Below are 13779 nucleotides of genomic sequence, written 5' to 3'. Positions count from 1 at the left end.
ACCTGCATCTCCCCGCAGGAAGCGGGGCGTCTTTCCTTGGACCACCAACGCACAGCCAATCACCGGGAGTTCCGGTGACTCGCTCAAGATCCAGCATAGCGCACATGCCCGGACCCGGCACGTCGCCGCGCGGACCATGCCCCATATCGCCGCGCCGCCAAGGCAATGGTTGCCGAGATCACCAGACGCGCCGCGCCAGTTCTCCCACATATCGGCGCAAAACGTGTGTTATTCGAGTCATGCACACATATACGCGGCGCACCTTGCTCAGCGCCTCGGTCACGGCTGCCGCTTCGGGGCTCCTGACCGCCTGCCACGGGGCCGACTCCGACTCGAGGTCCGCTCGGGGCTCTGGGCAGAGCTCGGGGTCCGCGCAGGGCCCCGGGACCATCGAAGGCTTCCGCCCGTTCGTTCCCAAGGGACCCAAGGGGTACGTGAACCCGTCAGACCCGGAGGTCCTGGCCGCCGAGCGCAAGCGCGGGGCCGGGCGGGTTCGCAAGTACAATTTCACCACCCGGGAGACGTCGTTCGACGTGTCCGGCAAGACCGTCAAGACCTGGGCGTACAGCGACAGGATCCCGGGCGAGGCGGTCCGGGCCACCGCGGGTGACATCCTCGACCTCACGCTCGTCAACCGCCTGCCCGTGGGGACGACGGTGCACTCGCACGGTGTGCGCCTGCGCTGCGACATGGACGGCGTGCCGGGACTGACCCAGAGGACCATCAAGCCCGGTTCGGAGTTCAACTACCGCTTCGTCGTGTCCCACCCCGGCACGTACCTGCTGCATTCGCACGAGGGCATGCAGCTCGACCGCGGCCTCTACGCACCGCTGATCATCGACGACCCCAAGGAGCCCTTGTCGTACGACAAGGAGTGGGTGGTGGTCCTGGACGACTGGCTGGACGGCCTGGCCGGCTCCACTCCGGATGGCGTGCTCGCGCAGCTGCAGAAGGTCAAAGGCCCCATTCCCAAGGGCATGCATGGCATGGACATGGACGGCGGCGGCCACGGCGGGCATTCGGCCCCGCAGGGCTCGTCCCACGGCCCCGACCGCATCCTGCGGCGCGGGGGCAGCCGCATCCTGCAAGGCATGGGCGGTAACGTCGACTACCCCTACTACCTGATCAACGGCCGTGCCCCGCACGCTCCGTCGGTCTTCCGGGCCCGCCCCGGCGACCGCATCCGAGTCCGGTTCATCAACGCGGGTGCCGACACCGCCTTCCGCGTGGCCCTGGGCGGTCACGAGATGACGGTGACGCACACGGACGGCTACCCGGTCGAGCACCGTACGACGGACGCGCTGGTGATCGGCATGGCCGAGCGCTACGACGTCGTCATCACCGCCAAGGACGGGGTGTTCCCCCTGGTCGCGCTGGCCGAGGGCAAGGACGCGCGCGCCCTCGCCGTACTGAACACCGGAAAGTCCAAGAAACTACCCGCGCCCTCCGTCCACCCCAACGAGCTGGACGGCCGCTTCCTGTCCGCCTACGAGCTGGCCCCCGCCGACTCGGTGGCGTTCTCCGACGACGAGCCGGACCGCGAGATCAAGATCAAACTGACCGGCAACATGAAGTGGTACAACTGGAGCTTCGACCGCAGGCCGTACTCGGTCGAGCAGCGCCATCCGATCCGCCGGGGCGAGCGGGTCCGGATCACCTTCCTCAACCACACCGGCATGTGGCACCCGCTGCACCTGCACGGCCACACCTTCGCCATCACCGGCCCGAAGGGCCGCGGAGCCCGCAAGGACACCGCGATCGTGTTGCCGCACGACAGGCTGGTGGTGGACTTCTACGCCGACAACCCGGGCCTGTGGATGCTCCACTGCCACAACCAGTACCACTCCGAGTCCGGGATGATGACCATCCTCGGCTACCTCAAGTGACCGAAGTGCCGAGCGGCCGCTGCGGACGCCTCGCGCGGCCGGGCCGGCCGGGGTGCTGTTCGCGCGGCGGCGATCGTCCTGATCCGGCTGGGGATTCCCGAGGGCGCGGAAGCGGTCACCTTCCAGGGGTCCACCGGCTCCGCGCGGCGCGGTGCGGTGCCGGCGGCACTGGCTCTCGTGCCGTTCGCCGCCATGTTCGGGGCGGCGGCGGCCGCCGACGTGGTACTCGCGGTCGCGCACCCGCCCGGCGCCTCCGACGGGCCCGACGCCCGGGACTTCGGCCGCCGCTTCGCGTACATCCTGATGCCGGCGACCGCCGGGCGCGGCCCGGTGTCGCGCAGGCCGCTTGACTCGGCCCCGTGGTGTCGGCCCGCGCCGCGCCGCCCTGTCACTCCATCGGCGGGCCTTGACGCGCGGGGAGAGCCCCGGCGCTTCGATCCTGACGTGGGATGACCGCCGTCCGAGGGTGCCCGCCGAGCGGGTGTTTCCCGAGGACCTGGCCGCCGGAAGGGCGGGGCGCCATGAGGCTTGTCGTCGACCTCAACAAGTGCCAGGGATACGCGCAGTGCGCGTTCCTCGCGCCGGGCGTGTTCACCATGCACGGCGAGGAGTCGCTGGTCTACAACCCGCGGCCCGGCACGGAGTACAGGGAGAGGGTCGCGCGCGCCGTCGCTGCGTGCCCGGTGCAGGCGATCACGGCAGAGGGGCTGGACGACGCGGACGAGGAGCCCGTCGGGGCGGGGCGGGAGGCCTCCGATGCCCACTGAGACGTTCCACGAGTGGCTCCGACGCGAAGGCCGGATCGTGATCGTGGGCGCCTCGCTGGCGGGCCTCAGAGCCGCCGAGACGCTGCGCGCCGAAGGATTCACCGGACCGCTCACCATGATCGGTGACGAGCCCTACGAACCCTACGACCGGCCCCCGCTCTCCAAGGCGGCGCTGCTCGGCATGGCGTCCCCGGACCACACCGAACTGCCCCGGCGCCGGGACATCGACGCGACCTGGCGGCTCGGGGTCGCGGCGGCCGGCCTGGACATGGCGGCCAAGCGGGTGCGGCTGGCCGACGGCGAGGAGGTGCCCTACGACCGGCTGCTGATCGCGACCGGTGTGCACGCCCGGCCCTGGCCGAAGGAGGACGAGGCCCAACTGGACGGGGTGTTCGTGCTGCGCACCCGGGACGACGCGGTCCGTCTGCACCGTCGGATGAAGGGCCCGCCGTGCCGGGTGCTGGTCATCGGGGCCGGCTTCCGGTTCGGAGATCGCCTCGGCGTGCCGGGACCAGGGCATCGCGGTCACGGTCGCGGAGCGGGCCGGCGCTCCTCTGGTGGGCGCGCTCGGCGGGGTGATCGGCGCGGTGGCCGCGGAGCTGCACCGCGAGAACGAGGTGGACCCGCGCACCGGGGTCATGGTCACCGGTCTGGAGGGCGACGCGACGGGCCGGGTGCGGGCCGCGCACCTGTCCGACGGCAGTGTCGTCGAGACGGACGTGGTGGTGGTCTCGCTGGGCGCGACCCGCAACACCGAATGGCTGGTGGGCTCGGGGCTGGGCGCCGGCCCGCGTGGCATCGCCTGCGACGCGGGCTGCCGGGCCTTCGACTTCCGGGGCATCGTCACCGACGACATCTACGTCGCCGGCGACGTCGCCCGCTCCCCGCATCCGTTGTTCGGCTACCAGTTCCTGTCCCTGGAGCACTGGGGCAACGCCGTCGCCCAGGCCGAGGTGGCCGCGCACAACATGATCAGCGCCAGCGCCGACCGGCGCCCGCACATGTGGGTGCCCGCCTTCTGGTCCTCGCAGTTCGGCGTGAACATCAAGTCGGTCGGCGTACCGTCCATGGGCGAGGAGGTCATGATCACCCAGGGGTCCCTCACCGAGCGGCGGTTCGTCGGGGTGTACGGCTGCCAGGGCCGCGTGATCGCCGCCGTGAGCTTCGACAACACGCGGTGGCTGGAGTTCTACCAGCGGCTGATCGAGACGGGCGCGCCGTTCCCGGTGGAGTTCACGACGGTGGACCGCCGGCCCGAGGGCCGCAAGCCGGTGCCGGCCGACTTCCCCGACCCCTCGCTGCCGACGCACGGCCCGACCGTGACCCTCAGCGGTTACTCCCCGGCCGACCGACGACTGGTCTTCACGCCGGCCCGCCACTGAACCTGCGCCCGCCTCCCACCCCGGACCTCCGCGCCCCAAGGACCCGACATGACGCACGCCTCGTTCCTGCATCGGATCACCGACTACGCCAACCGCGCCGACCCGTATCCGCTCTACGAGGAACTGCGCAAGACACCGGTGCTGCACGAGGAGGAGGACGGCTCCTACGTCGTGAGCTCGTACTACGACATCCTCGGGCTGCTCCACGACCCGAGGGTCAGCTCGGACGCCACCAACCTCACCGCCGCCGGCGCGGACGAGCTGTCGGGCCCGGAGGCCACGGGGCTGCCGCCGAGCTTCATCAGGCTCGACCCGCCCGAGCACGACCGGCTGCGACGGATCGCCAACAGCTCCTTCGGCCCGCCGCACCGGCCCGACCGGATCGACTCCATGACCGGGGAACTCACCGGGATCATCACCGAGCTGATCGACGGCTTCGGCGACGCCCGGCAGATCGACGTCGTCGACCAGTTCGCCTACCCCTTCCCGGTGACGGTGATCTGCCGGCTGCTCGGAGTGCCGCGCGAGGACGAGCCGCGCTTTCGCGCCTGGGTGGACCCGATCGTCGCCGCCCTGGACCCGGAGACCCGGCAGCGCACCGACGACGACTTCCAGCGCGCCGCGCGGGAGGCCCGGATGCAGTTGGGCATGTACCTGGCCGGTCTGGTCGAGCAGCGCACCAAGGAGCCCCGCGACGACCTACTGTCCGACCTGGCGGCCAGTCATGGCGCGGACGGGACCATGTCAATGATGGAGGTGCTCAGCACGGCGGTGCTGCTGCTGATCGCGGGCCACGAGACGACGGTCAACCTCATCACCAACGGCATGCTGACCCTGCTGCGCCACCCGGAGTACCTGCATCGGCTGCGCAAGGATCCGGGACTGTCCGTCAGGATCGTGGAGGAGCTGCTGCGTTACGAGCCCCTGCATCTGGTGCCGCAGCGCACCTGTGTCGCCGACATCGAGTTGCGCGGGGTCACGATTCCCAGGGGTGCGCGGATCTGGCTGATGCTCGCCGCGGGCAACCGGGACCCGGAGCGGTTCCGGGATCCGGACCGGTTCGACCCCGACCGCGAGGACATCGAGCACCTCGGCTTCGGCAGCGGCATCCACATCTGCTTCGGCGCGCCGCTGGCCCGGCGGGAGGCACAGCTCGCGCTGGCCGAGCTGACCCGCCGCCTGGACAACCCCCGCCTGGTGGAGGACCCGCCGCCCTACCGGCAGAACGCGGTGCTGCGCGGACCGCGCCATCTGAACATCGCCATCGACTCGGTGCGCTCGTAGAGCCACCACGCCACGGCCGGCCCAGGGATCAACCCCAAATCCAGCGCCTGTTACGTCCTGTGCGGACCCAAGCACGGGAAAAGAGTCTGGACAGATCTCAAAAATGGGACAAAATGGTGTGCATCCCCCCACCATCGCTTCGAGGAGCCGCCCCCGTATGGCGTACGGAGCCCACCACAGCGCCAGCCCAGCCCCTCCTCCTCACCCTGATCTGGGCCTGGCCCGCGACTGCGAGCAGTGCCTGGGCTGGGGAACCGTCGTCACCACCGACGGTCACCACGAACTGTGCGCCACCTGCCAGCAGGACGCGGACGACAACGACCCGCCACTCGACACGAACACGGCATCACCCCGCACGAGTGGAACGTCGCCCGACTCGGCCGTAGCGTCGTTAGGAAACCAGGACGTCGTCGGCCGGGAGCGGACATGGGCAGACACACAATGAGGACAGCGGTCGCGCTCTGCGCCGCGGGGCTGCTCACAGCAGGTGTGGGTACGGCCGCCGCCGCACCGGCGGCCTCCGACGGGAACGCGCGCTCGGCGCACGCCGTACAGCGGACGGACGGGCGGCCGGTGCTGGTCGACTGTCTGTGGAAGCCGCGGCAGCGACCCGGCGCGTTCATCCTCGCCTGCGGCGACGGAAACAGCGTCCTGTCCGCGTTGCGGTGGTCGCAGTGGAACGACCGGTCCGCGACGGCCAGGGGCTACAATCTCGTCAACGACTGCAAGCCCTACTGCGCGGCCGGAAGGTTCCACGAGTACCCGGTGATCGTGCGGCTGGACAGCCCGGCACCCTGGAAGAAGCGCCCGGAGGTACAGCACTTCACCCGGCTGAGCCTGGAATTCCTCGCGGGGCGGCCGGAGGGCTACCCGCAGGTGCAGACCTACCCCCTCTGGGACTGATCCGTCCGCCCCGCGGGCGTGGTTCACAACGGCGGCTCGTTGAAGAGCTCCAGCAGCCAGCTCGCGCTCTCCGCGCTGCCCGGAGTGTCGGCGCCGCCGCCGGACACGGACGGGAAGACACGGCCCCAGGAACAGGCCCGGGCCAGCGCGGCGAGCCGCCAGGCCAGGGTCACCGCGCGGGTGAGTTCCGCTCGGGTGCGGCCCGCGCCGGTCCACGGCTCCAGGTAGGCGTCCCGCAGCCGGGGCAGTACCTCCGGACCGTGCCGGTTCCGGGCCGAGCGGGCGGGCACGAGCAGGCTGCAGAACGGGTGGGAGACCACGGCGTCGCCCCAGTCGAAGAAGGTGAACCGGCCCGGTTCCGGGTGGAAGAGCTGGCCCTCGTGCAGGTCCGCGTGGTCGAGGGAGTCCGGGACGCCGACGGCCGCCAGTTCCTCGCACCACGCGACAAGGCGCGGACGGAGGCCGTCGAGCCTGCGCCGGTCGTCCGGCCGCAGCGCGGAACTCTCCGCGAGGAACCGGTCGAAGAGGTCGGGCAGGGCGCGGGTGCGGGCACCGGGCACGCCCAGCAGTTCTATCCGTCCTGCATGGGGGACGAGGGTGTGCTGAAGGCCGGCGTACCGGCGCAGCAGGTCCTCCCAGACACGCGGACCGGCCCGCCCGTCGTCGAGGGCGGTGCGCAGCAACTCTCCGCCGTCGGGCAGCAGTGTCCAAGCGCGGCCCGGGTCCACGGCGAGCGGCTCCAGCACGTACCGCGGTGCCCAGCGCGCCAGCGCCGCGGTGAGCGGTCCTTCGAAGGCGCTGTCCGGCGGATTGGCCTTGAACCACACGGCGTCGCGCCCCTCGACCGGCACGCGGACCAGGACGGACCACGGCCGCAGCCGCACTCTCAACTCCCCCGCCGCGCGCAGTCCCCGCTCGGCGAGCCGGCCGTCCACCCACTCCAGGGCGGCGTCCCGCCAGGCCGCTTCCTCCCACGGTGTCACCGCGTCCTGGTACCCGCCCCGGTCCACGGTCATCGACGTCTGGTCTCGCATCGGGTCATCCCAGCATCGCGCCCGCCGGTCCGCCACGGATTTTCCGCACGGGGCCCGGCCCCCTCCCCTCGAACGGGGGCGCGGGGCGCGCGGTCGGCGGAGGGCCGTGCGACATCGGAGGCGGTCGGGAGGCTTGTGAAGGTCCCGGCCTGGGCACTCGGGGGTCCCGGAGCCGCAGTGGTCCCCCGTGGGACCTGGACGCGACGGCCGGATGATCACCCAGGCAAGGGGAGAACGTGACGTGACGCTGCGCATCGGGGCAGAGGAAGAGTTCCACGTGCTGGACGTCGAGAGCGGCCGGCTGGTGCCACGCGCCCGCGCCGTACTGGACCGGCTACGCAGGTCCGGATTCACCACCGAGCTCCAGCAGTCCGTGGTCGAGGCCAACAGCGCGGTGCACGACACCCTCGACGCCCTCCTCGCGGACCTGGCCCGTTCACGGCGGCTGCTGGACACGGCGGCCTCCTCGCTCGGCCTCGTCACCGTGGCCGCCGGCACCGTGCCACTGGCCCGCGTGAGTTCCGGCAACGTCACCGCCGGGCGCCGCTTCCGGCACATGGCCGACGAGTACCGCAGGGTCGCCGACGAACAGCTCATCTGCAGCGCGCAGGTGCACGTCGACATACCGGACCGGGACACCGCCGTACGCGCCATGTGCCTGGTCGCGCCGTGGCTGCCGCCACTGCTCGCGCTGTCGGCCAGTTCGCCGTTCTGGCTCGGCGCGGACACCGGCTACGCGAGTTGGCGGACGATGCTGTGGCAGCGCTGGCCCACCGCCGGGCCACCCGGCTGCTACGCCGACGCCGCCGCGTACGACGCGGCGCTGGAGGAGCTGATCCGCTCGGGTGTCATCGGCGACGCCGGCATGATCTACCACGACGTACGGCCCTCCGCGCACCAGCGCACGCTGGAGCTGCGGATCTGCGACGCCTGTCCGCGCGTGGAGACGGTCGTGCTGGTCGCGGGGCTCTTCCGGGCGCTGGTCCGGGACGCGTGCGACCGGCTGGCCCGCGGGGACGGCGGCCGGTGCGACGGCCACCACGAGTGGCTGCGGGCCGCCACCTGGCGAGCCGCCCGCTCGGGCCTGGAGGGAGCGCTGGTCGACCCGGTCACCCGGCGCGCGGCCCCCGCCCCCGAGGTGGTGAGCGGTATGGCGGCCCGGCTCCGCCCCGCGCTGGAGGCGTCCGGCGACTGGGAGGCCGTGCACGAACTGCTCACCCGGACTCTGGCCGGCGGCAGTGCCGCGCACCGGCTGCGGCGGGTGGCCGGGGACGAGGACCTGCTCGCCAGCATCGACCTGTTGGTCGCCGAGACGCGCGGCGCCGCAGGCCCGCGCCCGGTCGCGCCGGCCCACCCCGTCCGCGCCCCCCGTCCGAGCCCGATCGCCGGAGGTGCCGGAACCTAAGGGGCCGTCCCCGTCCCCGTCCCCGTCCCGGCCCGACCCGCGTGCCGCCGCCATCGGCGGTGCCCGACGACCGTCCCAGGAGAGTGGTCGCCATGTCCCCCGTCCCCGTCCCCACAGCCACCGCCGACCGCCCGGCCGTCGCGGCCTCCGTCCGGGTCCCGCACGCGTCCGTCCCCGGCAGCAGACGCTCCGCGGCCGCCGAGATGGAGGCCGCGGAAGGGAGGACCGTCTGATGTGCGGGCTCAGCGGCGAGATCCGGTTCGACGGCCGGCAGCCGGATCTGGCCGCGGTGGAACGCATGACCGACCGGCTCGCGCCCCGCGGGCCCGACGGCCGCGGGCTGTGGTCACAGGGGCCCGTAGCCCTGGGGCACCGGCGGCTGAAGATCATCGACCTGACGGACAGCGGCGCGCAGCCGATGGCCGACCCCCGGGCACGGGTCGTCGGCGTGTTCAACGGGTGCGTCTACAACTACCGCGAGCTGCGTCGCGAACTGGCCTCGCGGGGCCATCAGTTCTTCTCGGAGTCCGACACCGAGGTGGTCCTCAAGGCGTACCTGGAGTGGGGCACCTCCTGCGTCGACCACTTCCTCGGCATGTTCGCCTTCGTGATCGTCGAGCAGGACAGCGGGCGGGTGGTCCTGGCCCGCGACCGGCTGGGCATCAAGCCGCTGTACTTCGCGGAGTCGCCCGGACGGCTCCGGTTCGCCTCCTCGCTGCCCGCGCTGCTGGCGGCCGGCGGGGTGGACACCTCCATCGACCCCGTCGCGCTGCACCAGTACCTCAGCTGGCACGCGACCGTGCCCGCGCCCCGCACCGTCCTGAGCGGCGTGCGCAAGCTGCCGCCCGCCACCGTCCGGATCGTCGAGCCGGACGGCACGTACCACGACCACCGCTACTGGCAGCCTGCCTACACGCGCCGCCCCGAGTACGCCGGTCTGACCGCGGAGGACTGGACGGAAGCGGTCCTGGAGGCGCTGCGCACGGCCGTGCGGCGCAGGATGGTCGCCGACGTACCGGTGGGCGTGCTGCTGTCGGGCGGTCTGGACTCCAGCCTCATCGTGGCGCTGCTGGCCGACGAGGGGCAGTGCGACCTGGCCACGTTCAGCGTCGGCTTCGAGTCCGAAGGAGGCGAGGAGGGCGACGAGTTCCACTACTCCGACCTGGTGGCACGGGGCTTCGGCACCGACCACCATCAGCTGATGGTCCCCTCCGACCGGGTCTCGCGGGCCCTGGAGGGTGCCGTCCTGGCCATGAGCGAGCCCATGACCAGCCACGACGTGGTCGCCTTCCACCTGCTGTCCGAGCAGGTGGCCAAGGAGGTCAAGGTCGTGCAGAGCGGTCAGGGCGCCGACGAGGTCTTCGCCGGCTACCACTGGTATCCGGCGATGGCGCGCGTGCCCCGGCACCGCGCGGCCGACGCGTACGCCGAGACGTACTTCGACCGGCCGCACACCGATCTCGCGCGCATGCTGGACCCCTCGGTGCTGCCCGGCCACGACGTCTGCGGCGACTTCGTGCGGGAGCACATGGCCGTGCCGGGCGCCGAGACCGCGCTGGACGCGGATCTGCGCCTGGACACCCACGTGATGATGGTCGACGACCCGGTCAAGCGGGTCGACAACATGACCATGGACTGGGGGCTTGAGGCCCGCGTGCCGTTCCTCGACCACGAACTGGTCGAGTTGGCCGCCGCCTGCCCGCCCGGACTCAAGCTCGCGGACGGCGGGAAGGGCATCCTGAAGGCGGCGGGCCGCAAGGTCCTGCCGCGGGAGGTCGTCGACCGGCCCAAGGGCTACTTCCCCGTCCCGGCGATCAAGCACATGGCCGCACCGGTGCTGCTACGCGTCCGCGAGGCCCTCTACGCCCCCGAGGCGCGGGCCCGCGGGCTGTTCCGCCAGAGTTACGTCGACGAGTTGCTCGCCGCGCCCGACGTCCATCGCACCAAGCGCGGGGCGAACGCGCTGTGGCAGGTTGCATTGCTGGAGATATGGCTGCAGACCCACGGAATCCGCTGACCGGCCCACCCTCACCACCGCTCCCGGCCGGGGACGCGGGGGGTACGCGGGCTGCCCCGCCGAGTGACGCGCGGGAGTGTCCGCCCCCCGAACGAACCGGGCCGGACCGCTCCGGAACCGACCCGGCTGAGGGCCGGGCGAGCCCCGAACGGGGTGATCGGGCCGGAAGCGGGGCAGACCCCGAGCGGGAAGACCCGACCGGAAGCGAGGCGGGTCCCCCGCCGGCCGACCGGGCCGGAAGCGGGGCAGACCCCGAGCGAGGTGATCGGGCCGGAAGCGGGGCGGGTCCCCCGCCGGCCGACCGGGCCGGGATCACCACAGACCGCGACGAGCCCCGCCAGACGGACCACACGCCCGACCCCGAGCACGAACACCGAGCCGGGAACGCGGCGGGCGGCCCTCCACCGACCGCCCGGAATCGGAGCGAAACCGGCCTGGAACCCTCGCGGGAAGAACGGGACGCCGCGAGCGAGGCGGGCTTCCCGTGGAGCGATCGGGCGGGGGAGGCAGCCGACCCCGCGTGGAGCCGCCAGGCCGTGGCCGCGGCGGACGGAGGGCGGACGGTCCGGGCAGCGGGCGCGGCGAACCAGCCGCGTACGAAACCGGCGGAGCACGGAATGGACCGGCCTCGCACCGCTGGGGAGGGAAACGCGGCGGAGCACGACGCGGATCCCGTCCGTACCCCCTCGGCAGGGCAGGCGGGGAGCCGGCCGTACCCGGTGGGGGGCGTCACGGACCGGCCGCACCCGTCGGAGGGCGGCGTGGCCGAGCAGTCGCCGGCAAGGCCGTCCGGCACGGGCCTTGAGCGCGCGGTTCCCGGCCGGGTGGGGAGCGGCGCGGCGCAGGCCGCTCCCGAGGTCGTACTGGTGCCGGACACCGCCCTGCCGCTCGACGCCGTGCCGAGGGTGCTCGTCTCGCACGGATGCTGGTACCCCTCGGCCGACCCCGGGGGGCGGTATGTCGCGTTCATCTGCGACCGGGGTGGGGTGCCCCAGTTGTGGGCGGGGCCGGTCGACGGCGACGACGTACATCTGCTGGACACCGAGCTTGATCCGGTCACCGAGGTCGCCTGGTCGCCCGACGGACGGTGGATCGCGTACACCACCGCACCGGGCGGCAGCGAGCACACGCGCGTGCTGTGCGTACGCCCCGACGGCACGGGACGGCGGGTCCTGGCGGGCGGCGAGCCGGGGAGTTCGGCGTACCTCGGCTGCTGGACGCACGACGGTTCGGCGCTCGCCGTGACGGTCGCCGAGGCCCCCGCGTACCTTCCCCCGGCCGGCGCGGAGGCCGGCGCCGGACGCGCCGGACTGAGCGGGGTGCTCGGTCCCGGCGCGGGCGCCGCCTCCCCGGTCTCGCTCGCCTCCGACACCGCCGCGATGGTCCACCCGGAAGGCTGGACCGTGCGGGACGGCCGCGCCACCCTCCTGGGCACACCGTCCCGCCCTACGCCGCCGACGACCCACGTCACCGGCGTCCCCGCCGCCGCGGACCCCGGTACGGCCTCGGCGGAACCCACGCCCAGGACCCTGTCGGCGTACCTGGTCGACCCCGACGGCTCGGCCGCCCCCGTACTGCTGGCGAGCGAACGGGAGGCCGCCACCCTGCGCGTGTGCGACATCAGCCGGGACGGGCGGCTGGCGCTGGTGCGCCGGGGACCGCGGGCACGCCGGGAGGCCCTGGTGGTGCGCACCCGGGATCTGCGCGTGACCTGCGCCGTGCCGGTCGCCGACGGCGACCCGTGGATCGGCACGTTCGCGCCGGACGGCCGTACGCTGTGGCTGCGCAGCGACCACGACCGTGAGCACGCCGCTCTGTACGCGGTCGCACTCGACCGGCGGGGGCGGCGGCTCAGGCTGACGGTGGCCGCCCAACGCGACGGAAGCGGGCTGGAGTTGCTGGCCGTGGACCGCGACGGCCGCGGCGCCGTGCTGTCCTGGAACGTGCGCGGGGTCAGCGAGCTGGAGGTGGCCCCGCTGGTCCCGGTGCCCGCGACGGCCCTCGGTCCGTCCCGCGCCGTGCGGCTCCCGCACGAGGTCGTCACCCGGGTGGCCGTCACCGCGGACCCGGACGCGCCCGTCGTGGCGCTGTCGGGATCGCTGCGCCGGCCCGGTGTGTGGTGGCTCCCCCAGGGCGCCGCGCTGCGCACCCCGTGGTCTTCGCGCGACGAGGACGTCGTCGCCCCCGGAGTCCACCGTCCGGTACGGCCGGTGTCGGTGCGCCCCGTCGCCCGGGACGGACTGGGCCTCGGCGGCTGGTACTACCGTGCGCCGGGCCGCTCGCCGAGGGAACCCGCCCCCTGCGTCCTGCATCTGCACGGCGGCCCGGAGGAGCAGGAGCGCCCGGTGTTCGACCCGCTCTACCACGAGCTGCTGGGCCGGGGCCTTGACGTCTTCGCCCCCGATGTGCGCGGCTCCTCCGGTTACGGCCGTTCCTTCGTCGACGCGGACTTGGGCCGGGGCAGGTTCGCCGCGATCGACGACGTCGCCGACTGCGCGGCGCACGTCCTCCTGGAGGGCCTGGCCGACCCTCTCCGGCTGGCCGTGATGGGCCACTCCTACGGCGGCTATCTGGCGATGGCGTCCCTCGTGTGGCATCCGGAGCTGTTCCGCACCGGCGTCCCGGTGTGCGGGATGTCGGACCTCACGACGTTCTTCGCGGGCACCGAGCCGTGGCTGGCGCAGTCGGCCGCGCACAAGTACGGGCATCCGGAACACGACCGTGAGCTGCTGCACGCGCTGTCGCCGATGAGCCGCGTCGACGCGCTGCGCGTGCCGGTGCTGGCCGTGCACGGCGAGCACGACACCAACGTGCCGCCGGGCGAGTCCGAGCAGTTCGTGCGGGCGGCCCGGGAGCGCGGGGTGGAGGCGGAACTCCTCGTCCTGCGCGACGAGGGTCACGACTTCCGGCGCGCGGACAACCGCCGTGCCTTCCGCAGGGCCACGGCCGACTGGATCCAGCGTCACCTGACCGGCTGACACGCGGGCGTTCCGCTTCCGGACCCTCCGGCACGTCCCGTGCCCTCGACAGCGCGGTTTCGGGCGCGCGCCCTCCGGGCACCCGTGCCAGGCTTGAGAACGGCTGTGAACGGTGCGGTCGGG

At 73.0% G+C, this 13779-nt stretch carries 9 protein-coding genes and 1 pseudogene; 9 read left to right on the top strand and 1 reads right to left on the bottom strand.

Annotation, left to right across the window (positions count from 1 at the left end):
- Window positions 1-239 precede the first annotated feature (239 nt).
- The 5 genes and pseudogenes from ABZ818_RS14075 to ABZ818_RS14055 all read left to right on the top strand — a co-directional run bounded on the left by ABZ818_RS14075 (window position 240) and on the right by ABZ818_RS14055 (window position 6222).
- Window positions 240-1886: a multicopper oxidase family protein gene (locus ABZ818_RS14075; protein WP_361413818.1), complete on the top strand. Its 1647-nt coding sequence runs from the start codon at window positions 240-242 to the stop codon at window positions 1884-1886.
- 521 nt (window positions 1887-2407) lie between these two features.
- On the top strand, window positions 2408-2653 hold the full coding sequence (locus ABZ818_RS14070; protein ID WP_361413815.1) for a ferredoxin: 246 nt from the start codon (window positions 2408-2410) through the stop codon (window positions 2651-2653).
- A pseudogene (locus tag ABZ818_RS14065) lies at window positions 2643-4035 on the top strand (FAD-dependent oxidoreductase). Before ABZ818_RS14070 ends, ABZ818_RS14065 begins: the two are co-directional and overlap by 11 nt.
- A gap of 48 nt (window positions 4036-4083) precedes the next feature.
- Window positions 4084-5319 carry a cytochrome P450 gene (locus ABZ818_RS14060; protein WP_361413812.1) on the top strand — a complete coding sequence of 412 codons (1236 nt, stop codon included), beginning with the start codon at window positions 4084-4086 and terminating at the stop codon, window positions 5317-5319.
- 426 nt (window positions 5320-5745) lie between these two features.
- Window positions 5746-6222, top strand: coding sequence for a hypothetical protein (locus tag ABZ818_RS14055; RefSeq protein WP_361413809.1), 477 nt, complete (start codon window positions 5746-5748; stop codon window positions 6220-6222).
- 23 nt (window positions 6223-6245) lie between these two features.
- On the opposite strand, the gene ABZ818_RS14050 is transcribed toward ABZ818_RS14055, so the two are convergent.
- Entirely contained in the window at window positions 6246-7256 is a 1011-nt protein-coding gene (locus tag ABZ818_RS14050) for an aminoglycoside phosphotransferase family protein (RefSeq protein WP_361413806.1), read from the bottom strand.
- A 241-nt stretch (window positions 7257-7497) separates the two neighbouring features.
- Here ABZ818_RS14050 and ABZ818_RS14045 point away from each other — a divergent pair, with 241 nt between their 5' ends.
- From ABZ818_RS14045 to ABZ818_RS14030, 4 genes are all read left to right on the top strand, one after another.
- Window positions 7498-8661 (top strand): YbdK family carboxylate-amine ligase, encoded by a 1164-nt coding sequence (locus ABZ818_RS14045; protein ID WP_361413803.1) that lies wholly within the window; start codon window positions 7498-7500, stop codon window positions 8659-8661.
- Window positions 8662-8753: 92 nt separating this feature from the next.
- A complete protein-coding gene (locus ABZ818_RS14040) occupies window positions 8754-8894 on the top strand; it encodes a hypothetical protein (RefSeq protein WP_361413801.1) in 141 nt (46 codons plus the stop codon).
- Window positions 8894-10678 (top strand): N-acetylglutaminylglutamine amidotransferase, encoded by a 1785-nt coding sequence (locus ABZ818_RS14035; protein ID WP_361413798.1) that lies wholly within the window; start codon window positions 8894-8896, stop codon window positions 10676-10678. Before ABZ818_RS14040 ends, ABZ818_RS14035 begins: the two co-directional genes overlap by 1 nt.
- A gap of 866 nt (window positions 10679-11544) precedes the next feature.
- Entirely contained in the window at window positions 11545-13656 is a 2112-nt protein-coding gene (locus ABZ818_RS14030; RefSeq protein ID WP_361414023.1) for an alpha/beta fold hydrolase, read from the top strand.
- Window positions 13657-13779: the final 123 nt, after the last annotated feature.

Source organism: Streptomyces sp. NPDC047453, assembly GCF_040643155.1.
GTDB lineage: Bacteria > Actinomycetota > Actinomycetes > Streptomycetales > Streptomycetaceae > Streptomyces.
The sequence above is the reverse complement of the archived record's forward strand: the minus strand, read 5'-3'. Positions and strand labels throughout refer to the sequence as shown.